Here is a 24,453-nt window from a genome sequence, read left to right as displayed (position 1 = left end):
GGTTTAATAAATTTGCGCATGCCGAAAAATGAACAAAATAACGAGGATGCCGGGAAGCAGGTAAGTAACTATGCTAAATTTACCGGTATTGCTTTCCAGATGATTGCAATTATCGGTATTTGTGCCTTTGCTGGTTATAAAATAGATGAAAGTGCCGGGCACGAGGTAAAGTGGGTTACTGCTGCACTTTCACTTGCCGGGGTGTTTATTGCGTTATTTCTTGTTATACGATCTGTAAAAAATTAAAAAATTGCTTCGAGTTATTCTGTCCTTTATTCTGTTTGTAATTATCACAGCAATTCCCCCGGTTTTGCTTAATTATATCGGCCATGCCAATTGGCTTGTACCTCGGTTTTGGCTCATCTTTTTTTTTATATCGATGCTTACATTTATCACCGTTTTTCTGGTGAATTTTGTGGGTAAGATCAACTATTCGCTGTATACTCAAACGTTCCTTGCGGCTACTACCGTCAAGATTTTAGCGGCAATGTTTTTTGCCTTATTTTTTCTGATGAAGGTGAAGCCCGACAATGGGATTTTCCTGGCCAATTTTTTTTACGTTTATTTCTTAAACATAGCCTTTGAAATTTACGGTTTGTTGTGTACCTTGCGCAACCAAAAATTAAAGTAAAAAACTCTCTGCTAATGGATTTTAGGCCTGTTTTGAACTCAAAAAAAATCACCTTAGGTATCGTTTTAAGCGTTTTTTCGCTGTTTGTATCCGTAAAAGCATTCGCTTTACAAGAAAAAAGTCCTGCTGAGCCCGCCACCGAAACAAAGGAAGAAGCCAAATTTGATCCGACTGAAACCATTATGGAGCACATTTCGGATTCGCATTATTTCCACATCGGTGGAAAACTGGCGATGCCCCTTCCGGTAATACTTTACACCGATAAAGGACTTGAAGTTTTCATGTCGTCGGTATTTGAAGAAGGTGAAAAAATTCACGAAGGTAAATACCACAAATACGCTCTTATTCATGATAAAATAAAAGCAGTAACCGGCGAGGACAAAACAGAAGATACTACAGCTAAAGTATTCGATTTGTCGATCACCAAAAACGTAGCGTCGTTGTTGATGTCTGTGTTTTTATTGCTTCTTGTTTTCTTAAGCGTTGCCTCAACTTATAAAAAACGCGTTGGTAAAGCGCCAAAAGGGTTACAGTCATTCCTTGAGCCTGTGATACTGTTTGTACGTGACGAGATTGCGTTGCCTAATATTGGCTACAAATACGTGCGCTTTATGCCGTTACTGTTAACCGTATTTTTCTTTATCCTGATCAATAACTTGATTGGTTTGGTGCCTTTCTTCCCGGGAGGTTCAAACTTGACCGGTAATATTGCTGTAACCATGGTGCTTGCGGTAATAACTCTACTGGTAGTTAACATTAATGGTAATAAGCATTACTGGGCACACATTTTTGTCCCGAGCTCTGTACCGGTTTGGTTGTGGCCATTATGGTGGGTTGTTGAGATATTAGGTATCTTTTCAAAGCCATTCGCGTTAATGATCCGTTTGTTCGCAAATATTACTGCCGGTCACATCATTGTGCTTAGCTTAATATCGCTGATATTCGTATTTAAGTCTGTTGCTATCGCGCCTGTGTCTGTAGCCTTCGTTGTGTTTATGGATGTGCTTGAATTGCTGGTAGCCATGTTGCAGGCATTTATTTTTACACTGCTTACTGCCCTGTTTATTGGTACTGCCATCGAGGAGCACCATCATTAATTAGTAAATAACTATAATATATATTAACATTTTAAATTTAAAATCATGATTGGAAGTATTGCTGCATTAGGTGCAGGTTTAGCGGTAATCGGTGCTGGTATCGGTATCGGTCAGGTTGGTGGTAAAGCCATGGAAGGTATATCACGTCAGCCAGAAGCTGCTTCAAAAATCCAAACTGCCATGATCATCGCTGCAGCTCTTATTGAAGGTGCTGCTCTGTTCGGTGTGGTAGTATCATTCCTGGGCTTACGTTAATCAGCTCCAAAAAATTAAGAACCGCAGCCGGGGCGATTGGCACCGGGGCGGTTCTTATTAAAATGTTTTATTAAAGTAAAAAAAGAGATCAATATAAAATGAATCCATTAGTTGTCCCTGATTTAGGTTTAGTTGTTTGGACTACAGTAGCCTTCGCTTTTCTGTTCTTTATATTAGCTAAGTTTGCCTGGAAACCTATCATGGCCGCCATTGGCGAACGTGAACGTTCAATTGAAGATGCTTTATTAAAAGCAGAAGCTGCCAAAGAAGAAATGAGCCGTTTAACTAACGAAAACGAATCGTTAATTAAACAAGCGCGTGCTGAGCGTGACCTGATCCTGTCTGAGGCTCGTAAAGCTAAAGATCAGATAGTATCTGATGCTAAAGAACTTGCTCATAAAGAAGGTGCACGTATGATTGAGCTTGCCCGCGTTGAAATTAACAACCAAAAAGCTATTGCTTTGGCAGATGTTAAAAACCAGGTAGCTACGTTATCTTTAGAGATTGCTGAGAAGATCCTTCGCAAACAATTTGAAGATCAGCAGCAGCAAAACGAATTGGTTAGCCAATTATTGAAAGAAGTGAAGTTATAAGATTTCGGATTTGGGATGTTGGATTTCGGATTTATTCCGGTATCCGCTAACCAGTTCAAAACCGAAATTCAAAATAAAAATTCCGAAATCGAAAATTCGAAATCCGAAATTAGAAAGAAATGTCAGAAGTAACAGTAGCATCGAGATACGCCAAATCACTTATCGACCTTGCGCAGGAACAAAACATTGTTGATGCGGTAAAGGCAGATATGGATCTTTTTTTACACACTTTAAAAGGAAGTTCTGAACTGGCCGCTGTTTTGGCTAACCCTATTATTTCACAGGCTAAGAAGATAAGTATTCTTGAAGCGGTGTTTGGTAATAAGGTGAACAAAGTGAGCATCATGTTCTTTAAGCTGATGGTAAACAAAGGCCGTGGCGGCGTTTTGTATTTTACTGCCAATGAGTATATCAACCTTTTCAACATCAAAAGGAATATTACCAAAGCTAAAGTTACATCAGCTACAACATTATCTGATACCAATAAAAACACACTGGTAGATGAATTGCAAAAAGCTATCGGTGGCACTGTAGTATTGGATACCAAAGTGGATTCGTCATTAATTGGTGGATTTGTGCTTAACGTAGGCGACAGGCAGGTTGATACCAGCATTGCTGCAAGCCTTAAGAAGATGAAAAAGGAATTTGCTGAAAAGGCATAATTAATTAAGTATTAAAAGTAAAACTCTAAATAAATTTTAAACAATGGTAGAGGTAAGACCAGACGAAGTATCAGCAATTTTGCGTCAGCAGTTGGCCGGCTTCAAGTCAGAATCTGAATTAGAAGAAGTGGGTACTGTACTCCAGGTGGGTGACGGTATCGCACGCGTTTATGGATTAACTAAAGTACAGTCGGGTGAGTTGGTTGAATTTGGCACAGGATTGCAAGGCATCGTACTTAACCTTGAAGAAGATAACGTGGGCGTGGTATTGTTAGGTAAATCTGATGATATTAAAGAAGGTGATACCGTTAAACGTACCAACAGGATTGCATCAATTAACGTAGGCGAGGGTATGCTTGGCCGTGTTGTTGATACCTTAGGTGCCCCTATTGATGGTAAAGGCCCAATCACCGGTCAAACTTATGAGATGCCACTTGAGCGTAAAGCACCAGGTGTAATCTACCGTCAGCCGGTAACCGAGCCATTACAAACAGGCATCAAAGCTATCGACGCGATGATCCCTATCGGCCGTGGCCAGCGTGAGTTGGTTATCGGTGACCGTCAAACAGGTAAAACTGCGGTTTGTATCGATACTATCATCAATCAAAAAGAATTTTACGATGCAGGTAAACCTGTAATCTGTATATATGTAGCTTGCGGACAAAAAGCATCGACTGTTGCTAACATTGTTCGTACGCTTGAAGAGAACGGCGCTATGCCTTACTCTATCATTGTTGCCGCTAACGCTTCAGACTCTGCTACCATGCAGTTCTTTGCTCCGTTTGCAGGTGCAGCTATCGGCGAGTACTTCCGTGATACAGGCCGTCCGGCTTTGATCATCTATGATGACTTGTCAAAACAAGCTGTTGCTTACCGTGAGGTTTCATTGTTGTTACGTCGTCCACCGGGCCGTGAGGCTTACCCGGGTGACGTATTTTACCTGCACAGCCGTTTATTAGAGCGTGCCGCTAAAATCAACGCAAATGATTCTATCGCACAACAAATGAACGACCTTCCTGAATCTATCAGAGGTATCGTTAAAGGTGGCGGTTCATTAACAGCGCTTCCAATCATTGAAACACAAGCTGGTGACGTATCTGCATACATCCCAACTAACGTAATTTCAATTACTGACGGTCAGATCTTCCTTGAGTCGAACTTGTTCAACGCGGGTGTTCGTCCGGCTATCAACGTAGGTATCTCTGTATCACGTGTAGGTGGTAACGCGCAGATCAAATCAATGAAAAAAGTTGCCGGTACCTTGAAACTTGACCAGGCTCAGTTCCGTGAGCTTGAGGCTTTCTCAAAATTCGGTTCAGACCTTGACGCTTCAACCAAAAACGTGTTGGACAAAGGTATCCGTAACGTAGAGATCCTGAAACAAGGTCAATACTCTCCGGTAACTGTAGAAAAACAAGTTGCTATCATTTACCTGGGTACTAAAAACTTAATGCGTAACGTACCTGTAAACAAGGTAAGGGAATTCGAAGCCGAATTTACCGATCAGTTAGAAGCTCGTCACCCGGAAGTTTTAGCTGCCCTTAAAGCAGGTAAATTTGACGATCAGCTTACCGGTGTACTGGAAACAGTAGCCAAAGAACTGTCAGCAAGGTATTAATTTTAGATATGAGATGTTAGATGTGAGATTTGAGACTTTTCTCTTTCCCACATCTGACGTCATTATAAATTAGATAAACAGATTGAAGGTGCAGATATGAGCTTATCTCAAATCTCATATCTCAAATCTCACATCTCAATAAAGAATGGCTAATTTAAAAGAAGTAAGAAACAGGATCAAATCTGTATCATCAACCCAGCAGATCACCAAGGCTATGAAAATGGTTTCGGCTGCTAAGTTGAAACGTGCTACCAACGCTATTATTCAGCTGCGTCCTTACGCAAGTAAGTTGAAAGACCTGCTGGCTAACCTATCTGCAAGTTTGGAGGATAACACTTCTCCGTACCTTCAGGAACGTGAACCAGTACGTGTATTGGTGGTTGTGGTATCATCAAACCGCGGTTTGGCCGGTGCTTTCAATGCTAACGTTATTAAAGCCGCCAACAACCTTATAGCCGAGAAATATCCTAAGCAGCTTGCCGCCGGTAACGTATCTATCGTTGCTATAGGTAAAAAAGCACAGGAGTTTTACCAAAGACGTAAGTACAATGTAATTGGTAACAACAACGAGCTGTACTCAGACCTTAACTTCGAGAACGCTTCAAAAATTACCGAAGCTATCATGCAGGGTTTTGTTAACGGAGATTACGACCGTGTGGAATTGGTGTATAACCACTTCCGTAACGCGGCTGTACAATACCTGATCACCGAGCAGTTATTGCCGGTGCCAAAGGCCGAGAAGAAAGAGGAAGTAAAAGCAGCTAATGTTGATTACATCCTTGAGCCATCACAACAGGAAATTGTTGAGCAATTGATCCCTAAAAATATCAAGATCCAGCTTTATCGTGCTGTATTGGATTCAAACGCATCTGAACATGGTGCCCGTATGACAGCGATGGATAAAGCAACCGAAAATGCCGGCGAGCTTTTGAAATCATTAAAACTTTCATACAACCAGGCCCGTCAGGCAGCTATCACTACCGAGCTTACGGAGATCGTAAGTGGTGCCGCAGCCCTTTCAGGCGGCAACTAAGTTTAAAATACTTTTATATAGAAAAGGCTTTCCGGGAGGAGAGCCTTTTTGGTTTATTGGGAAATAAACATACACTGGTCGAAGTTTAGCGGTAGCGTAACTTCGATGGGGGCTGATTGGAAAGTCTATATCACCACAAGATCCGCTTCCGCATTAATCTCATTTGCAGGAGTTACCTTATCCCAGATATGTATTTTTACGTGATAAGTTTCTCCGGCTACAATCGGCCGACCGATGGTAATATCTCCGCGTAGCTCTGTGGCCCGCTCGGGCGGGTAACCGGTTGTGCCTTCAAACAGATCGGCAGCGCTTAAAACTGCGGTTCCCTTTTTATCGGTAACTACTAATTGCATTCCTGGATAGGCTTTACCGTCTTTCAGACCATAGTTTGCAACGCCAACCGCTACGATAGCTATTTTTGTGTTAAGGTGTACCTTATTGTCGCTCATGGCATTATTCGCCGGGTCAACCAACAACACGTTGTTTACACCAAAGCCGTTGTAGCTAAATTTTAAGCCCGTATTAAAGTCCTTTTTTACTCCTTTGCTAAAGTTGCATGCTAATAGGGTCATGCAACTTATTATTGTCAATATAATTTTTAGGTTTTTCATTGATAAGGATAAGTGAAAGTCTCGATACAAATAAACAAAAGACGCCAATAAGAAAGCTACGGGTATATTGCAAATACTTTCGAATTTGTTGCATACTTTGATGCCCGAAAGCTGAAATACGCTGTAACAATCCTCCAAAGATTGGATCTCATTGTCAATTATAAACCGCCGCATCCCCAGATGATTAAGAAATATTCAGTTTTAATAGGAGTTGTCATTTCTTCAGTTTTAATGATCGTAGCCATCTCGGTTTATCCAGGCGGGTCAATGTACAATGAGTACTCCGTCGGCTTCGACTGGAAAAGAAATTTCATCAGTAACCTGTTTGGAACAAGGGCGTTAAATGGCGTCGAGAATGCTTCGAGAATTTGGGCCTGTGCGGGGATGATTCTATTTCCAGTTACTTATGCGATGTTTTTCACCAACATGGCCAAAAAAATACCAGATAGAAACTCGGCCTATATTATAAAATACTTCGGGATAGCTAATGTCCTGTTTACGTTTTTAACCGTAACGCCCTGGCACGACATAATGTTAATTATATCTACCAGCTTATTTTGGACGTGTTTATTTATCGTCACAGTTTTCATCATGAAAACCAAACTTCATTTATTTAAAGTTTTGTGTGTGATTTGCCTCGCAATTTTTTATTACAGCGTTTACTTATGGGGCATAAGCGATTGGGATTTATTACCCATAACACAAAAGATAAACTTTCTTACTTCGACGTTATTAATTTTAGGACTTGAATATTTTACTAATAAAGATGATTTTGCTCATCTTAAATCAAGGGGCCAAAAAGCATTGGTGGGTAACTAAGTTTTGTTACTCAAACTTCGACCAGTATCAAAGCAAAATCCCGGAATCAGCTTAATCCAGAAAATCCGGTTCAGATCAGTCAGCGAAATCAACGTAATCATAACAAAAATCAACGGTCAGGGTTACCTCTTGCCGCTCTCCGGTATCAATGTATACCAAAGAAAATTAAACAGTTATGAAAACAAAGTTATTCCTGGCGTTGCTGGCGGGCGTGTTGCTGCTGGGCGCATGTGGGCGTAGTTCAAAGTACGAACCCTTAAGAGAAAACAGAGCATCGGCGGCCGATACAGTGGCGGTTAGCGCGGACAGCACTAAGGTTGAAATAACACCGACCAAACTCGTAAAAACTGCCGACATGCGGTTTAAGGTCAAAAACGTTCAACAAACGGGTGATGCTATAGCCGCGCTTACAACCCGCGACGGCGGCATGGTGATGCATCATCAAATGCAAGCCGAGGTGGAGAAAGCGGAAGATATCCGCGTGACTAATGATTCGGTTAAACGTGTCTCGGCCCTCAGGACTAACGCCGACATGACGGTAAAAGTTCCTTCAGAAAAGCTCGAAAGCTTTATGACCGAGGTGGCCCACATGGGGATGTATGTTACGCTCCGGAAAATGGATATTGAAGACAGAACGCTTGACTATCTGTCTGAAAAACTGAAATTAAGAAACCGTCAGGATTTGGTGGATCAGCAAAAGAAAGTTAAAGTGGTTATCAAAAATCCAGTGAACGTGATGCTGCTGAAAGATGACATGGTTGATCAGCAAATTGGCAATATGCGCACAGATGAAGCCGTAAAGTACAGCATTGTTACCCTTAGCTTTTACCAGAGCAATTTCATCAACCAGGAAATGATAGCTAATGACGATCCTTCTGCCTATCAGTTGCCTTTTGTTAACCGGCTTGCTATCGCATTAAATAATGGCTGGCAACTTTTTGTTGAACTAATCCTGGGGTTGGCCAACCTATGGGTATTCATAGCCTTAGGTATAGGTTTGTGGGCAATGTACCGCTATTATAAACGTAAACACCCCGCATGGTTCGCCAGCGGCATAAAATCATAAAAACTTTATAGCTTTTTCGGTAAACATTTCTATTTTTGCGCAAACATTAAAAATAGGTACCATGGAATCAATGGAAAATGCTAACGCAGAAGGACACTACAAATTATTAACTTTAGCTATTGTTATCGGTATAGTAGGCGTATTCCTGCGTTTTGCCGGCGATGCGAACACAGGCTTCATGTTTACATCTATTTCAAACATTATCCTGATCATCGGTATCCTGATTGCTTTGAAATGCGTTTTCTCAATCATGAAGTAAATTCCTTAGTAAGGAAAATGATATAAAAAAAGCGCCTTCAATTTGAGGGCGCTTTTTTTTGCTTTTTATTTGGGGTGATAGCCTGCCTCGTTCAATATTTTTTGAGCATCCTTGTCCGCCATTAACTGGGGTAGGGTAACATCAGGATGCTTATCCATGTATTTCTTCACTATTTGCCATCCCGTCCAAACGGCCAGTTTAGGGGCCGATTCATTCTTTTCTCCGAAACCGGGGGTGAAAGGCGCTTCAGTAAGGTATTTCTGAATTTTCTGGTAATCGGTTTCGTAAAGCAGATTCTCTTGTAAAAAGTATCCCCAGATTTTGCCTTCAAAATCCTGGCACCATTTCAGTTGTTCGGTACTATAACGGATTTTAGTGCTATCGGCTACATCAGGTAATATCCTGTCCATAAAATACATGATCTTACCATTGTATACCATCTTATTAAGCAAAGCCTTGTCGTTATCATCTTCCTGGAACATTTCCTCCCGTGCTATGCCTTCAACCACCCGTGGGGTAATATTGTCAGGAGTGAACCATTTGGAAAGGTAATGCGGAAAAGCATTGGTGAGCGAGGGATAAAAGCGCGAATCCGCACCCAGGAAAAGATCTATCCCCACGCCAAAATAGCCATCGCCAATGGTAGTTTGGGCTTGAAAGCCAGAAATGTATGCATACACCCTTGGCAGACGCTTTTGCGGGTAATAATATTTAATGTATTTAAACGCTTCGGTAAGGCTGGCATTCTGCCGATCCATATTGGGGAAGGCGGCATCGGCGTCATGCTTCAGATCGTTATAGGGCTTGCCCGCGAATACTTGTTGCAGGGCTTTAAAATAGGCGGTATCACTTGCACTGCCAACCTGTAAAATACGTTCAATAAAATCGGGATAAAAGCTGCCGTACTGTTTTTGCAGGTATTCAGCCTGCAAGGCCATGGGTTTACTGCGCATGGCATCAAAATCATGGTCGAACCGTTCAATTTTGACATCAACATTGATATTGCTTACATCAATTTTTTTGTTGTGGCTACAGGCGCTTAATATCAGACCGATGGAAAAAATTAAGTAAATTTGCTTTGCTATATACCGGGTAGGGTTCATCTTTATCCTTTAAGGCAAAAGTAATTTTATTTGCATAATGTTGCTACTATTGTTAAGTCAATAGTCGGTAGCCCTAAGTCGCAATTTTCGATTTTGAACTAAAGGCTCCTGACTCAAGACTAAAAAAGTTAAGTCAATAGTCGAAAGCCTTAAGTCGGAAGTGTTGTTTTTTAACTTAAGACTAAAGGCTTGTGACTTGAGATTAAAATATACATATACTTATGAAAATCGCGTTAGCACAGCTCAACTATCACGTAGGTAATTTTGAATCGAACACCAATAAAATCATTGATCATATCATCAAGGCAAAAAATCACGGGGCCGATCTGGTTGTATTTGCCGAACTATGTGTTTGCGGCTACCCCTCGCGCGATTTTTTAGAGTTTGACGAGTTTATTGGTCTGTGCGATGATGCTGCTAAAAAGATTGCCGAAGTATGTATTGATATCGCCTGCATCATCGGCCTGCCAACCCCTAACCATAAAACCGAAGGTAAAGACCTGAGCAATTCTGCTTATTTTATTGAGAATGGTAAGGTAAAAGCGGTAGTTAACAAGGCACTGTTACCTAATTATGATGTGTTTGACGAATACCGTTACTTTGAACCTTCAACCGAGTTTAGCTGTATCGAGTTTAAAGGCAAACGAATAGCGCTTACCATTTGCGAAGATCTTTGGAATACCATCGAAAACCCATTGTACGTTACCCGGCCGATGGATACCCTTATCCACCAGGATCCGCATGTGATGATCAATATAGCAGCCTCGCCATTTGCTTATAACCATGATGAAGAGCGTATTGAGATCTTGAGCGACAATGCCAGTCGTTACAAACTGCCTTTATTGTACGTTAATCATGTGGGAGCACAAACCGAACTGATATTTGACGGCGGCTCTCTTGTGTTTGATAATACCGGTAAGCTGATTGACGAAATGCCTTATTTTGAGGAAAGCCTGGCTTACTACACGCTTAACGAAGACAATACACTAAGCTTTGATCATCCTACAACGATAAAGACCCAACGTCCCGGAGACATCGAACAGATTTACCAGGGAATAATTCTTGGCATCCGCGATTATTTTTATAAGTCGGGATTTAAGCAGGCAATTTTAGGTTTGTCAGGTGGCATCGATTCGGCTGTGGTATGCGCACTGGCTGCTGAAGCGCTTGGCCCGCAAAATGTGATGGCTGTGTTGTTACCTTCACGCTTTTCAACAGATCATTCATTAAAAGACGCGCAGGATCTGGTTGATAACCTTGGCTGCAAACACGAGATTGTGCCTATCAAAAGTATTACCGAAGCATTTGAAACAGCCTTAAACCCGCAATTTGATGGCCTGCCATTTAACATTGCCGAAGAGAATATTCAATCGCGCAGCCGGGCCGTTTTATTAATGGCGATGTGCAATAAGTTTGGTTACATTTTGCTGAACACCAGTAACAAGAGCGAAGCCGCTGTTGGCTACGGCACTTTGTACGGCGATATGTGCGGTGGGATCTCGGTTATTGGCGATGTGTACAAAACGCAGGTTTTTGAGCTTGCACGATACATTAATCGCGATAAGGAGATCATCCCGGTCAATTCTATCATTAAACCACCATCGGCAGAGTTAAGGCCCGACCAGAAGGATACCGATTCGTTGCCTGAATATGACGTGCTTGATAAGATCCTGGCCGAGTATATCGAAAACCGTTGCTCATCGGCCGAGATCATCAGGATGGGTTATGACGAAGCTACTGTTAAACGCGTAATTAAGCTTACCAATTCGGCAGAGCACAAGCGCTACCAGACCCCGCCTATTTTGAGGGTGTCGCCAAAAGCGTTTGGCATGGGACGAAGAATGCCAATTGTGGGCAAATATTTGTCGTAACAGCTAATTTTCTCACTCTTTAACCAATAAGTATACGAATGTTGTAAAGCAGCATTGGTTTTGTTTCAGTTGAGGTTGATTTTTCTTAAAATTGCCTATCTTTCAAACCAATGATTAAACTTTACACAATTATTTCGTTTTGCTTTTTGTTGTCATTTGCAGCGGCCGGCGTAATGGCTCAGCAACCTTTGATCAGTGAAAAAAACAAGGTCCAGCTGAATGATATCTCAAAGCAGGCGCTCACAGACTACCAGGTATCTTATAAAAAGGCAGTATCATTGGCCGCAACACACGGCTGGACGCTATCACGCCGTACCAAAAATGGTAACCTGCTTACGCTGCAGGGTATTAGCAAATTAGGATTTCCGATATACCTCATAACACACAACAATACCACCGCGGCGGCTACTACGGGTACCAATACCTTACAGCCAGGAGGTTCACTGGGTTTGAATTTATCAGGCTCATCAGATTTTTTAAGCAACAAGCTGGCTATATGGGATGGCGGCGCGGTTTATAAAGCCCACCAGGAATTTGCTGGTAAAACCATCACCCTTAAAACTACCGCGTCTGTAAATGACCATTCATCGCACGTGGCCGGTACTATGATAGCTAAAGGGATTTATGCACCTGCCAAGGGGATGTCATTTGGCGCTACTACGTTGCAATCATACGATTTTAATAATGATGAAGCTACCATGAGTGCCGCTGCTGCTAACCTGTTGCTATCAAATCACTCCTATGGGGTGGTAGCGGGCTGGGATTATAACGATTCGGCTGCCCGTTGGGAATGGAATGGTTTGCCCGGCGATACCGTGGATTATAACTTTGGTTTCTACGACTCAAAAACAGCCAACTGGGATAAGATAGCATATAACGCACCATATTATCTTATAGTTGAATCGGCCGGTAACGAGCGGTCAAGCAATGGCCCGGCTGTTGGTGAAACCTACTACGGCTATAAAAGCAAGACCGATCAAACTTTTGTAAGCAAAGGTGCACGGCCTGCAGGCATCAGCAATAACGATGGCTATGATATTATCAGTACCAGCGGTAATGCCAAAAACATACTTACTGTAGGAGCTGTTTACCCGCTTCCTTACGGGCCTAAAGTAAGGGAGAATGTAGTGATTGCCCCTTTCAGCAGTTGGGGGCCGACTGATGACGGTCGCATTAAGCCCGATATTGTTGGTGATGGTGTTAATGTGCTTTCGGTTGGTGTTGATAACACTACATCATATCTTACACTGTCAGGTACTTCAATGGCTGCTCCTAATGTTACAGGGTCGCTTTATTTATTGCAGGAATATTATGCTAAGCAAAACGGTGGGGCCTTTATGCGTTCGGCTACATTGAAAGGCTTGGTTTGCCATACCGCTTTTGACGCCGGAAATGTAGGCCCCGATTATATTTACGGCTGGGGTTTACTGAACATGCCCGAAGCAGCGCAAGCAATTACCGATAACGGCGGCAAAAGTATTGTAAGTGAAAAAACATTAAGCCAGGGACAAACACAAACCTATAACGTAATAGCATCGGGTAACCGGCTGCTGGCCGCAACCATAGCCTGGACAGATCTGCAAGGCTCGGCTACTACCGAAGGGGTGATCAACAGCCGTACCCCTAAACTGGTGAATGATCTTGATATCAGGGTGAGCGATGGTACTACTACTTTTACTCCCTGGGTGCTTGATCCGGAGAAACCGGGTTTTGCCGCGACTCATGGTGATAACATCCGTGATAATATTGAGCAGGTATATATCCCTAACTCGGTTCCCGGCAGGGCATATACCATTACGGTATCACACAAAGGTACTTTATCATCCGGATCGCAAGCCTATTCGCTCATTGTTACAGGCGTTGGCGGAACTGCTTATTGCGCTTCGGCCCCGCTTTCAAGTACCGATTCGAGGATTGATAACATTAAACTGGCTAATATTGATAATTCCCCCGCTGCAGGCTGTACAAGCTATTCGGACTATACGAGTCTTACCGCGCAACTTGAGCAGGCTAAAACGTATCCCCTGAGTATTACCCTGGGTACTTGTGCCAACAATTTCAATAAAGCCGCCAAAGTATTTATCGACTGGAATGCCAACGGGGTTTTTGAAGATAACGAGCTTGTTGCTACAACAGGGATCATTAATGGTACGGGTACTTATAACACAAATATCACTGTTCCCGGTACGGTGGTTGCCGGAGCGTATAGCCTGATGCGTGTTGTACTTACCGAAACAAGCGATGCATCAACCATTAAGGCTTGTGGTGCCTATGCCAAAGGCGAGACACAGGATTACAGGGTTCAGTTTCTGCAAACCAGTATTGATGCCGGGGTTATATCTATAGTAAGCCCAGGCAGCAGTGGTTCATGCTCGGCAAGTACGCCCATTACCGTGCGGATTAAAAACTTTGGCAATGCTGCAATCAATAACATCCCGGTAACGGTTACCATTACCGATGCCAATAACGTTACTACTACTTATAACGAAAGTTATAAAAGCTCGTTACCTGCCTTAGCCGAAGACAACTTTACCTTTAGCCAGGAGTTTAACGCGGTTGCAGGCGCATCTTATACTATTACCGCTACCAGCAAACTTACCGGCGATCCGGTTAGCAGCAATAACTCGGTAACAGCTAATGTGGTGATTAATTCGCCGGCAACTATTGGCGACCTGAGTGCTTATTATTGCGCCACCACTAACCAATACGAATTATTTGGTACGGGCGATGGCTCGGTATTATGGTATCAGAATGCTAACGACGTTTTACCTATAGCCGCGGGGAGCGAAGCTTTAACCAATCAGGCTCCGGTTAATAATACCTATTACGCGGGTATTAATGATTTTAAAGGAACCGTTGGCCCAGCCACTAAAGGCACGTTTACAGCTGGTGGCTACAACCAGTTTACGCCTTATATAACTGTAAATACCAAGGTGCCGGTGCTCATTAAGAGCGCACGTCTTTATATCGGTAATTCGGGTAAGATAACCTTTAACGTTGCTAACGCCAACGGGCAGATTGTTTCTTCAACCTCTATCGATGCTGTTGCTACACGCACCACACCGCTGGCCGGTGCGCAGCCCGATGATCCCAATGATCAGGGGAAGGTGTATGACCTGAACTTGTCATTACCCGCTGCCGGTGATTACCAGATCTCGGTTGATTTTGCGGATCAGGCTACTATATACCGGAGCAACGGAGGGGTAACAGGTTATCCTTTCAAAATAGGTAATATATTTAGTATTACAGGCAATAGTGCCTCCGCAACCAATGGCGATACTACGGCATATAAAGGTTACTACTATTACTTTTACGATGTGAAGGTGCAAAGCCTGGGCTGCGCGTCGGCCGCACGTAAAGCGGTAACATTAAGTAAGCCTGTTATTACACAGGCAAATAATACCCTCACCTCGAGCTTTACCGATGGTAACCAATGGTTGTTGGATGGAAACGTTATAAGCGGGGCTACAGCTGTAACCTATAATCCTACACAAAGCGGAAAGTACCAGGTACAGGTTACCCTGGCCAATGGGTGTGTGGCACAATCTGACAATTATTTTTATGCGCGGGAAGGTGTTGCCGGGACTAAGAGCGAGATAGGATTAAGCGCCTTTCCGGTACCAGTAAGCACCAATTTAAATGTGGTATTTTCGGCTAAGGAAGCCGCCACTATGAAACTATCGCTTATTAATGCCGGTGGTGAAGCTGTTTATCAAAGTGCCCAGCAAAATATTGATCAGGGGCCTTATAGTACAACACTTAACGTAAGCAGGCAAACACCGGGAGTGTATGTGTTAAAAGTATTACTGGGGCAGAAGGTTTATTCACAAAAAGTTATCATCACCCGTTAAGCAGGTGATGATAGCTTTTTTTAATTTTTAGAAGGTATATTTTACGCCCAGTCCGGGTGCAATGTCAAAGAATGGGCCTCTCGCCAACTCCAGGCGTGGGTTAAGGTCAAGGCTGATAGCGATAGGGGCAGATGGTAACACATATTCTAAACCGATAACCGCATCGGCGCCAATCAGGATGTGTTTGCCGTTATAGTATTCGTCGTCGCCGCCAAAGCGTTTGTAGTAACCGCTACCTACCGAACCAAGGTGACCACCAAAGCCATAGTAAAAGCTTAGTTTATCAACGTTAAAGGCTTGTTGGTTTAATTCGTATAAACCGGTTAGCACCGCGCCATGATCGCGGATACCTAAGATACCCTCAAGCGCTGTGCCTTTGTCCATAAAGTATTTAACGGATGGGCCAATCTCGTATGCGCCAAACTTTAAACCTACTGCTGTTTTATAGTCCTGGGCTTGTGATTTTTTGCTGATAAGTAAAAGGGAAACGGAAAGAAATAAAAGGTACGTTAATTTTTTCATGCAGATGAATTTAATGATTGACAATATTGTAGCTGTAACAAAAAAGTGACCAGCTTGTTTAACTCAATTTGAGCTTTTATATTTTATGCAAATAAACGGCAGAATTGACTTTTTATGGTATTTGCCCGAAAAAAACATTCCTGTTTTGTTTGTATTGGGTTGGTTTTCAGTGCGAAATAATAGGGTTGGATTGTTAAATTAAGTGCCCGAATAATATAAATTAGTGAAAATTAAATTGTTGTAATGACTATAAACTTCTTCAAAGTAAATAATCCGAAATGCCGGTTCCTGTTTTTTGCCGTAATATTTTTCACCCTGGCTGGTTGTGCGCCGGGGCAATTGGGATTGAACAACAGCGGTCAATACCACAACGGGATGGTGGTTTGCGCCTATCCCGATGCGGCACAGGTTGGACTTGATATATTGAAAAAAGGAGGTAACGCGGTTGACGCCGCTGTCGCGGTTCAATTTGCTTTAACAGTTACTTTACCCGAGGCCGGCAACATTGGCGGAGGCGGCTTCATGGTTTACCGTGCCGGTGATGGCAAAACAAGTACGCTCGATTTTAGGGAGAAGGGCCCCGCAGAGGCCAATGCCAATATGTACCTCGACTCGGCAGGCAACGTAATTCCTGATATGAGCCTATACACACACAAGGCCTCGGGCGTGCCGGGGTCTGTTGATGGCATGGTGGAAGCTCATCGTAAATACGGCAAACTGAAATGGGCCGACCTGGTGCAGCCCGCTATTAACCTTGCCCGTAATGGTTTTAAGATAACCAAACACCTGGCTAAGGACCTGAACAGTGCTGCCGATCAATTCAAAAAGTTAAATCCCGGTAAAAATTATTTGGTGAAGGATGGCGAATGGAAAGAAGGTGATTTACTGGTGCAGGAGGACCTCGCTAAAACATTTGAACAGATCCGCGATAAAGGGCGCGACGGATTTTATGATGGCCCGGTTGCTGATTTAGTAGTAGCCGAAATGAAACTGGGCAATGGACTCATCACTAAGGCCGACCTTAAAAATTATCATTCCGTTTGGCGCGATGCCCTTGTTGGTAACTATAAGGAGTATAAGATCATCACTATGCCGCCGCCGTCAAGCGGTGGGATTGCATTGCTACAACTGCTGAAATCGGTTGAGCCTTATCCGCTTAAACAATGGGGATATAACCAGGATTCTACCATCAGGCTTATTGTAGAGGCCGAACGCCGGGTATATGCCGATAGATCTAAATATCTTGGCGACCCGGATTTTTATAAAGTGCCGGTTGATAGCCTGCTCAGGCCGGCTTATATCACATCGCGTATGAAAACTTTTAGCTGGGACGCGGCCACGCCAAGCACCAGTATCCAGCCGGGGGCATTTGTAGGATATGAAAGCAATCAGACCACACACTACTCTATTGTTGACAGAGATGGCAACGCGGTATCTATTACTACTACATTGAACGACACTTTTGGCTCAAGGATTTTTGTAAGCGGGGCGGGTTTTTTGCTTAACAACGAAATGGACGATTTCAGTTCAAAGCCGGGCGTCCCGAATATGTATGGACTTATCGGTGGCAAGGCAAACAGTATCCAGCCAGGTAAACGGATGCTATCATCCATGACACCTACCATTGTTGAAAAAGATGGTAAATTGTTAATGGTGGTTGGCACCCCCGGAGGCTCAACCATTATCACCTCGGTTTTTCAAACCATACTCAACGTAATTGAATTTAATCAGAGTATGCAACAGGCAGTTGCTTCAAAGCGTTTCCACAGCCAATGGTTGCCCGATGAGGTAACTATTGAAAAAGACGGCGTTGACAGCCTTACCCTGAACAAACTGCAAAGTAAAGGATACAAAATAGTAAGCAGGCAATCCATCGGCAGGGTTGATGCCATCATGAAAACCAAATGGGGCTACTACGAAGGCGGCGCCGACCCGAGAGGGGATGATACGAAGATGGGTTGGTAACGTCGTTCATCAGTTCACTGGTTCATTAGTTCATTGGTATTTGATGCGATGCATAACGACGTTTATTTCGACTTATGGCACTAATGAACCAGTGAACTAATGAACAAATGAACAAAGCCCTTGCGTAATCAATATCCATTTCTTACGTTTGGTAGGCATGCATAATAATGTAAAACACCAGGAAACTATCGACTATTTTATAAAAATAGTGTGGCAAACCATGGCTAACCGGTACAACCAGTTGGTTACTGAGTTTGGCTTTACACAATCAATAGGTTACCTGCTCATTAATATCGACGAAAAGGAGGGCACCACCGTATCGCAGGCGGCGGCCTTGCTGGGGCTTAAATCAACCAGCTTGTCGCGCATGCTTAGTCAGCTGGAAGCCACCGGTCTTATTTACCGCGAAAGTAACGAGGGGGATAAACGCTCAGTTAAGATATACCTTACCCCATTAGGTAAAGAAAAACGGCACCAGGCCCGTGTAATAGTAAGGCAGTTTAATAACTACCTTGACGCCAACATTAGCGAAGCCGATAAACAGCACCTCATAGAAACCCTTAAAAAACTCAACAAGCTTACGGTTAATTATAAACCCTGAGTTTGCTGCGCGTCATTTGCTTCGCAGTCATTTACTTCGTGTCATTGCGCTGCGCTGTCATTACGCGTTGCAGTCATTTTGCTATGCAGTCATTTACTTCGTGTCATTGCGCTGCGCTGTCATTACGCGTTGCAGTCATTTTGCTATGCAGTCATTTACTTCGTGTCATTGCGCTGCGCTGTCATTACGCGTTGCAGTCATTTTGCTATGCAGTCATTTACTTCGTGTCATTGCGCTGTCATTGCGCGTTGCAGTCATTTGCTATGCAGTCATTTTACTTTGTATCATTAAATGTTAATTTCTTGTGGTGCAGTGGTCAATGACCGATGACAGCGCAGCGCAATGACTGGCGTAGCAAAAAATGACTGCGAAGCAAAATGACGGTAGAACACTTTTACTTCAAATCGAACGTTTTAGCTTCAAAATATCCTCTGTGGGGTGTTATAAACGGTGCCTGCTTTTTATTAATTGTTAAAAAGTGTTAAGCTGCCGTTTTTCTATTTTAAAAGAATAAATTTGCCTTTTGAATTGATGAACAGGATTCTGTTAGTTTTACTGCTGTTAAGCACCATTATTTTCGGATGTGTTAAATCATCTGTTGACCCTGCTGTACAATACCGGGCACAAGCCGCTATTGATGATAAGATAATCAGCGATTATCTGGCTGCCAATAGTACGCTTAAAGCCAAACGGGTAGATACAACAGGTGTTTACTATATTGTGAACGATGGCGAAGGCGGAACCGGTAATGTTCTTTATACCAATTCGACACAGGTTACAGTTGGTTTTACAGGTAAGGTCCTGACATCGGGTTTTGTGTTTGCGCAGACAGATCAGTTTCACCCCAGCTATGTACTGGGAGCTGTAATTAAAGGCTGGCAGTTAGGCATTCCACAGATAAAACCGGGAGGAAAGGTGAGGTTGCTGATCCCTTCGCGTTATGCTTACGGGCCATATGCGCAGGATTCGATACATTTGCCGGCTAATTCGGTACTTGATTTTCAAATTCAGTTGTATAGCGTAACCAATTAATAAAGCCTGATAAAAAAGAATAATATAAGCCAGGAAAAGCAAAGCGCTTTTGGCGGTTAAAAAGACAAATTATAATAAATGAAACAAACAATTTTTACGCTCTTAGTACTTATCTCTATAGGCTTTATGTCGTGCCGGAAAGACAGGAACGACCCTGATATTAAACAATACGACGAATCTCAGATAAAAAATTACATAGCTGCAAACGGCATTACAGATATGCTTCGTGATACTACCGGTGGCGATACTTCCGGTATTTACTACAAAATAATATCTCAGGGCCGCGGTACCCCGATGGATTATTCAGATCAGATCTCTTTTGTATTTACGCTTCGCACCCTTGACGGAAAGTTTGTATCTGTCGACTCATTAAACCAGAACCATTATTATGGCTATTTAGGCCATGTTAGCACTAACTTGCCTAAGGGATTGCAAACTGCTATCCACAACCTGATAAAATATAAAGGCACATCCGCAAGGGTTATCATTCCATCGCATTTGGCTTATGGCGTTAACGGTTATGGAACCGGTAGTTCAAGCAACGCCAATACCCATATTGGCGGTAACCAAAGTTTGGATTACTATATTAACGTGGTTTCAAACCAGGAACTTTATGATGATGCTATCATTAATAACTACATCAAATCCAAGGGGCTTACAGGTTTTGCTAAATCAGCAGATGGTGTATATATAAAAATAGCCACCCCTGGTACGGGTTCAGATCTGATTGATCTTGATTCATATATCACCTGTACCTATTCGGGTAAATACTTAAATGATACAGTATTTGACAGTACTACAAATCAAGGTCAAACTTCTTCGTCTCTGACAGTTAATCAATTAGTTAAGGGTGTGCAGGAAGGGCTGACCGGACAAACAACAGGAGCTGCTGTATCAATGATAATACCTTCAAGATTTGGTTACGGTACAACAGGTAGTTCATCGATAGCTGCAAATGTTGTGACCTATTTTGATTTTACGATATCTGCGGTTTCTAACTAATATTTACTTAGCCAGCGCTTTTTTAAACGCTGCTAAACACCGGTCGCGGGCTTTACTGTGATCAACAATGGGTTTTGGATATTTGCTGAAGTCGGCATATTCCGGAACCCATTTTTTTATATATTTAAGTTCGGGGTCAAACTTTTTAGTTTGGGCTTCGGGGTTAAAGATCCTGAAGTATGGCGCGGCATCGGTACCCGAACCTGCTGCCCATTGCCAGCCGCCAACATTGCTGGCCATTTCATAATCCAGTAGTTTGCGGGCAAAATAACGTTCGCCCCAGCGCCAGTCAATCAGCAGGTCTTTACTTAAAAAACTGGCTACTATCATGCGTACCCGGTTATGCATAAAGCCTGTAGCATTAAGCTCGCGCATGCCCGCGTCAATGATCGGGAAACCGGTTTCACCTTTGCACCATGCTTCAAACTGTTTTTCATCATTTACCCAATGGATACGGTCATATTCCGGCCTGAAAGCATGATCCATCGTATGCGGAAAATGATGGAGGATCATCATATAAAATTCTCGCCAGATGAGTTCATTGAGCCATGTTTTATCATGATAGCTATGGGCAGTACTTGCCAGTTCACGAATACTTACTGTACCGAAACGTAAGTGCATGCCGATATGTGAAGTACCTTCAATGGCCGGGAAATCTCTTTGCTCTTTATAATCTTTAATAACACTTTCGTAGCCTTTATCCGGCAGTGGCATATCGCTTTTTTCAAAGCCCATATCTTTTAAAGTCGGTATTGATAGGGCCTTGGTTTGGTAGAGGTTTTTGAGATACCTTTTTGTAGGATAAGCCTTTAAATAAAATGGTTTTAACGCACTGTACCATTTGCGCTGATACGGGGTATAAACCGTGTACGGTTTGCCATCATCTTTTACTACTTCATCCTTTTCAAAAATTACCTGGTCTTTATAAGTTTTGAAGGGGATATCATGCTTGTTAAGTTTTGCACGTACCTCGCCGTCACGTTTGGTGGCGTAGGGTTCGTAATCATGATTAGCATAAACTTCGGCTATGTTATATGTTTTGATCAGCTCATCCCAGGCATGAGCGGCTTTATCATAAAGTACCAGTAAGCTACCGTTATGTTTGTGCAATTGGGCGCTTAAATCTTCAATGGTTTGATAAATGAACGTAACCCGGGCATCATCTTTATCTTCCAGTTGGTCAAGAATTTCCTTATCGAAAATAAATACAGGCAATACCGGGTTGCCGCTTTTGAGGGCATGGTATAGTCCGGTATTATCATCAAGCCTTAAATCGCGGCGAAACCAGAATAAAGTTACAGGTGTTTTATGATCCATAAATATCAGTTAATGCCGCATCCAGGTCGGCATATTTAAATTTAAACCCGGCATCTTCAATTTTTTGTGCCGATACTTTGGTACTGCCCAATACAATGCTGCTCATTTCGCCCAATAAAAGCTTAAGTAAAAAGCCGGGTACATTGGGCGCCCACAGTGGTTTGTGTAAATGTTTGGCAACGGCCTGGGTGAGTTGTTGATTGGTAACAGGATTGGGCGCAACCATATTGTAAACACCATTGAGGTCTTTATCTTCGATGCCTAACAGGTACATATCCACAACATCCAGCCAGTGGATCCAGGGTACCCATTGTTTACCGCTGCCAATGGGCGAGCCAACCAACAATTTGATAGGTTTTGCAAGTGTTGGCAGCGCTCCGCCATTTTTATCCAAAACCACCCCGGTACGGAATTTTACAGTGCGGATGCCAAGTTTTTCTACCTCGTTAACCGCGGCCTCCCATAACACACAACATTGAGATATAAAATCGTTGGTAGGGGTGCTGGTTTCAAACATCAGCTCATCGCCCCGATTACTGTAATAACCAATGCCAGATGCGGAAACTACAGAAGTAACCTGGTGCTGCCTACGCTTCATCAAATCGTAAACCAACTCAATCGACTTCACGCGACTATCAATCAGGTCTCTTTTTCGGGCCTCTGTCCACCTTTTCTCCGCTATGCCCGAACCGGTAAGGTGTACAATGGTATCAACGCCATCGATACAACGCTCGTCGATAATACCTTTATTGATATCCCATACATAGGTTTTTATCCGGGCATCATTACCCGCTTTGCGGCTTAAATGACTAACGGTATAGCCTTTAGCCAATAAAGCCGTGGTGAGGTGCCTGCCCAATAATCCTGATCCGCCGGTTAGTAATATACTTCGTGTCATTTTTTACTTCGTGTCATTTTTGCGTTGCAGTCATTTTGCTGCGAGGTCATTTTTGCTTCGCAGTCATTAGGTCATTTACTTCGTGTCATTTGACTATGTATCATTGGAAACCTGCTTAGCAATGACTTAATGACAAAATGACGCGCAGCCAATGACCCAGTGACCGCGCAGCGTAATGACTCAATGACCTGCTGCTTCGTGGTAATTCACAATCTCCCTTGCCATGCCGTTAAATATAAACAGGTGGAAGGGCCACATGGCATACCAGTACAAACGGCCCCACAGGCCGCTGGGCCTAAAGGTAGCTACCTGGCTTAAACTTTGCTTGCCGTGGCGTTCAATTATTTTAAATTCGAGCCAGGCTTCGCCGGGAAGTTTCATTTCGGCATATAAAAGCAGGCGTTTATTTTCACGATCGGCCAGTAAAACCCGCCAGAAATCAATTACATCGCCAGGGGCAATATTAACATTGCTGGTGCGTCCCCGGCGCGAGCCAACACCACCGAACATTTTATCCAAAAAACCACGAATGTTCCAGATCCAGTCCCAGTAGTACCAGCCCCTGTTACCGCCTATGGCAAGCACATTGGTAAACACCTCATTGGCTGGCCGTTCAAAAGGCATTTTTACCTTGTATTCCTGCGTGCCGTTTTGCGGTACCTTAATCTGGTCCATAAAGCCGGGATTAAGGTAGCCCTGGTTAAAGGCATCCTTCCAGCTCGAAACAATGGAGTTTTGCTCTATCTTAACAAAAGCCAACTCAAGGCATTCTTTATAAGTAAGGCATTTACGCGGTACCACATCGTCAATGCTGTGATCATGCATAACAGTTTCGTTCTTCATGCTGTTCACCAGGCTTTGGGCCAGTGTAAAGCTTGTAGATGTTACAAAGTACAGCCAGTATGATGATATTTTAGGCGAGAGGAACGGTATGGTAATAATATATCGCTTCAGCTTACGTACCTCGGCATAGGTAAGCATCATTTGTTTAAACGAAAGGATGTCCGGTCCGCCGATATCGAAAGTGTGGTTGAACGATTTTTCGTTAAGCATTACACCTTCCAGGTAGCCCAGCACATCGCGGATCCCTATGGGCTGGCATTTGGTATTAACCCAGCGCGGAACTGTCATTACAGGCAGCTTTTCGGTAAGGTCGCGAATAATCTCGAATGAGGCGCTGCCCGAGCCGATGATGATGGCGGCCCGTAAAACGGTTAATGCCGCTTTGCCTTCTTTTAGCACATCCTCCACATGTCGCCTTGATTCCAAATGGCGTGAGAGGTTGGCATCATTAGTAATCCCGCTTAAAAATATGGTTTGCCTGCACCGGGTTTTATCAAGGGCTTGCACAAAGTTATGGGCCGATAAGGTTTCGAGCGCGGCAAAATCCTGCGTTTGCGCCATGGAATGCACCAGGTAATAGGCCGCGTCAATATCATCGGGAAAAGGCTCTATTTTTGATTCTTTGAGCAGGTCGCCCGTTATGAGGGCAACCTGCTTGCTAAAATCACTGTGCTCATGAAAGCGGCGCTTATCACGCACCAGGCAAACCACATCATGCCCTTTCTCCAGTAAAACCGGGATAAGCCGCGTACCTATATAGCCGTTTGCACCAGCAAGCAAAACCTTCATGCTTAGTGAAACAAT

The 24,453-nt window shown here is 43.2% G+C and carries 23 protein-coding genes; 17 read left to right on the top strand and 6 right to left on the bottom strand.

Annotation, left to right across the window (positions count from 1 at the left end; translation table 11 throughout):
* The first annotated feature begins 18 nt into the window (after nucleotides 1-18).
* The 8 genes from DUL71_RS30945 to atpG all read left to right on the top strand — a co-directional run bounded on the left by DUL71_RS30945 (nucleotide 19) and on the right by atpG (nucleotide 5,889).
* Nucleotides 19-246, top strand: coding sequence for an AtpZ/AtpI family protein (locus DUL71_RS30945; RefSeq protein WP_114941688.1), 228 nt, complete (start codon nucleotides 19-21; stop codon nucleotides 244-246).
* A 133-nt stretch (nucleotides 247-379) separates the two neighbouring features.
* Nucleotides 380-631, top strand: a complete 252-nt coding sequence (locus tag DUL71_RS30940; RefSeq protein WP_114941687.1) for a hypothetical protein — start codon at nucleotides 380-382, stop codon at nucleotides 629-631.
* Between the two features lie 14 nt (nucleotides 632-645).
* A complete protein-coding gene (gene atpB / locus DUL71_RS30935; protein ID WP_114941686.1) occupies nucleotides 646-1,728 on the top strand; it encodes a F0F1 ATP synthase subunit A in 1,083 nt (360 codons plus the stop codon).
* A 45-nt stretch (nucleotides 1,729-1,773) separates the two neighbouring features.
* Nucleotides 1,774-1,983, top strand: coding sequence for an ATP synthase F0 subunit C (gene atpE / locus DUL71_RS30930; protein WP_091171878.1), 210 nt, complete (start codon nucleotides 1,774-1,776; stop codon nucleotides 1,981-1,983).
* A gap of 98 nt (nucleotides 1,984-2,081) precedes the next feature.
* Nucleotides 2,082-2,576: a F0F1 ATP synthase subunit B gene (gene atpF, locus DUL71_RS30925; protein WP_114941685.1), complete on the top strand. Its 495-nt coding sequence runs from the start codon at nucleotides 2,082-2,084 to the stop codon at nucleotides 2,574-2,576.
* Nucleotides 2,577-2,695: 119 nt separating this feature from the next.
* Nucleotides 2,696-3,238 (top strand): ATP synthase F1 subunit delta, encoded by a 543-nt coding sequence (atpH, locus tag DUL71_RS30920; protein ID WP_114941684.1) that lies wholly within the window; start codon nucleotides 2,696-2,698, stop codon nucleotides 3,236-3,238.
* Nucleotides 3,239-3,281: 43 nt separating this feature from the next.
* Nucleotides 3,282-4,856: a F0F1 ATP synthase subunit alpha gene (gene atpA, locus DUL71_RS30915; RefSeq protein WP_114941683.1), complete on the top strand. Its 1,575-nt coding sequence runs from the start codon at nucleotides 3,282-3,284 to the stop codon at nucleotides 4,854-4,856.
* A 145-nt stretch (nucleotides 4,857-5,001) separates the two neighbouring features.
* Nucleotides 5,002-5,889 (top strand): ATP synthase F1 subunit gamma, encoded by an 888-nt coding sequence (gene atpG / locus DUL71_RS30910; protein WP_114941682.1) that lies wholly within the window; start codon nucleotides 5,002-5,004, stop codon nucleotides 5,887-5,889.
* Between the two features lie 125 nt (nucleotides 5,890-6,014).
* Here atpG and DUL71_RS30905 read toward each other — a convergent pair whose 3' ends face one another.
* Nucleotides 6,015-6,461: a hypothetical protein gene (locus DUL71_RS30905; RefSeq protein WP_114941681.1), complete on the bottom strand. Its 447-nt coding sequence runs from the start codon at nucleotides 6,459-6,461 to the stop codon at nucleotides 6,015-6,017.
* Nucleotides 6,462-6,680: 219 nt separating this feature from the next.
* On the opposite strand from DUL71_RS30905, the gene DUL71_RS30900 reads away from it, so the two are divergent.
* From DUL71_RS30900 to DUL71_RS30890, 3 genes are all read left to right on the top strand, one after another.
* A complete protein-coding gene (locus DUL71_RS30900; protein ID WP_154402531.1) occupies nucleotides 6,681-7,319 on the top strand; it encodes a hypothetical protein in 639 nt (212 codons plus the stop codon).
* A gap of 175 nt (nucleotides 7,320-7,494) precedes the next feature.
* Nucleotides 7,495-8,385, top strand: coding sequence for a DUF4349 domain-containing protein (locus tag DUL71_RS30895; RefSeq protein WP_114941679.1), 891 nt, complete (start codon nucleotides 7,495-7,497; stop codon nucleotides 8,383-8,385).
* Between the two features lie 61 nt (nucleotides 8,386-8,446).
* Nucleotides 8,447-8,644, top strand: coding sequence for a hypothetical protein (locus DUL71_RS30890; protein ID WP_112568650.1), 198 nt, complete (start codon nucleotides 8,447-8,449; stop codon nucleotides 8,642-8,644).
* A 65-nt stretch (nucleotides 8,645-8,709) separates the two neighbouring features.
* On the opposite strand, the gene gldB is transcribed toward DUL71_RS30890, so the two are convergent.
* Nucleotides 8,710-9,747 (bottom strand): gliding motility lipoprotein GldB, encoded by a 1,038-nt coding sequence (gene gldB / locus DUL71_RS30885; protein ID WP_114941678.1) that lies wholly within the window; start codon nucleotides 9,745-9,747, stop codon nucleotides 8,710-8,712.
* Nucleotides 9,748-9,968: 221 nt separating this feature from the next.
* On the opposite strand from gldB, the gene DUL71_RS30880 reads away from it, so the two are divergent.
* Together DUL71_RS30880 and DUL71_RS30875 are read left to right on the top strand one after the other, a co-directional pair.
* The gene (locus DUL71_RS30880) at nucleotides 9,969-11,618 is read left to right on the top strand and encodes an NAD+ synthase (RefSeq protein WP_114941677.1); all 1,650 of its coding nucleotides are present in this window, start codon (nucleotides 9,969-9,971) and stop codon (nucleotides 11,616-11,618) included.
* 110 nt (nucleotides 11,619-11,728) lie between these two features.
* A complete protein-coding gene (locus DUL71_RS30875; RefSeq protein WP_114941676.1) occupies nucleotides 11,729-15,469 on the top strand; it encodes a S8 family serine peptidase in 3,741 nt (1,246 codons plus the stop codon).
* 27 nt (nucleotides 15,470-15,496) lie between these two features.
* Here the strand turns inward: DUL71_RS30875 and DUL71_RS30870 are convergent, their stop codons facing one another.
* Nucleotides 15,497-15,991, bottom strand: coding sequence for a hypothetical protein (locus DUL71_RS30870; protein WP_112568642.1), 495 nt, complete (start codon nucleotides 15,989-15,991; stop codon nucleotides 15,497-15,499).
* 243 nt (nucleotides 15,992-16,234) lie between these two features.
* Here DUL71_RS30870 and ggt point away from each other — a divergent pair, with 243 nt between their 5' ends.
* The 4 genes from ggt (at nucleotide 16,235) to DUL71_RS30850 (ending at nucleotide 20,591) form a co-directional block, all read left to right on the top strand.
* Nucleotides 16,235-17,956, top strand: a complete 1,722-nt coding sequence (ggt, locus tag DUL71_RS30865) for a gamma-glutamyltransferase (RefSeq protein WP_114941675.1) — start codon at nucleotides 16,235-16,237, stop codon at nucleotides 17,954-17,956.
* Between the two features lie 157 nt (nucleotides 17,957-18,113).
* On the top strand, nucleotides 18,114-18,557 hold the full coding sequence (locus DUL71_RS30860) for a MarR family winged helix-turn-helix transcriptional regulator (protein ID WP_114941674.1): 444 nt from the start codon (nucleotides 18,114-18,116) through the stop codon (nucleotides 18,555-18,557).
* Nucleotides 18,558-19,088: 531 nt separating this feature from the next.
* On the top strand, nucleotides 19,089-19,589 hold the full coding sequence (locus tag DUL71_RS30855) for an FKBP-type peptidyl-prolyl cis-trans isomerase (protein WP_154402530.1): 501 nt from the start codon (nucleotides 19,089-19,091) through the stop codon (nucleotides 19,587-19,589).
* A 78-nt stretch (nucleotides 19,590-19,667) separates the two neighbouring features.
* Nucleotides 19,668-20,591: an FKBP-type peptidyl-prolyl cis-trans isomerase gene (locus DUL71_RS30850; RefSeq protein WP_114941672.1), complete on the top strand. Its 924-nt coding sequence runs from the start codon at nucleotides 19,668-19,670 to the stop codon at nucleotides 20,589-20,591.
* Nucleotides 20,592-20,594: 3 nt separating this feature from the next.
* Here the strand turns inward: DUL71_RS30850 and DUL71_RS30845 are convergent, their stop codons facing one another.
* From DUL71_RS30845 to DUL71_RS30835, 3 genes are all read right to left on the bottom strand, one after another.
* Nucleotides 20,595-21,908, bottom strand: a complete 1,314-nt coding sequence (locus DUL71_RS30845; protein ID WP_114941671.1) for a cryptochrome/photolyase family protein — start codon at nucleotides 21,906-21,908, stop codon at nucleotides 20,595-20,597.
* The gene (locus tag DUL71_RS30840) at nucleotides 21,898-22,806 is read right to left on the bottom strand and encodes a TIGR01777 family oxidoreductase (RefSeq protein ID WP_114941670.1); all 909 of its coding nucleotides are present in this window, start codon (nucleotides 22,804-22,806) and stop codon (nucleotides 21,898-21,900) included. The genes DUL71_RS30845 and DUL71_RS30840 overlap by 11 nt, the downstream gene beginning before the upstream one ends.
* A gap of 180 nt (nucleotides 22,807-22,986) precedes the next feature.
* Nucleotides 22,987-24,438 (bottom strand): SDR family oxidoreductase, encoded by a 1,452-nt coding sequence (locus tag DUL71_RS30835; protein WP_114941669.1) that lies wholly within the window; start codon nucleotides 24,436-24,438, stop codon nucleotides 22,987-22,989.
* Nucleotides 24,439-24,453 lie beyond the last annotated feature (15 nt).

The organism is Mucilaginibacter endophyticus, from assembly GCF_003351025.1.
Lineage (GTDB): Bacteria > Bacteroidota > Bacteroidia > Sphingobacteriales > Sphingobacteriaceae > Mucilaginibacter > Mucilaginibacter endophyticus.
The sequence above is the reverse complement of the archived record's forward strand: the minus strand, read 5'-3'. Positions and strand labels throughout refer to the sequence as shown.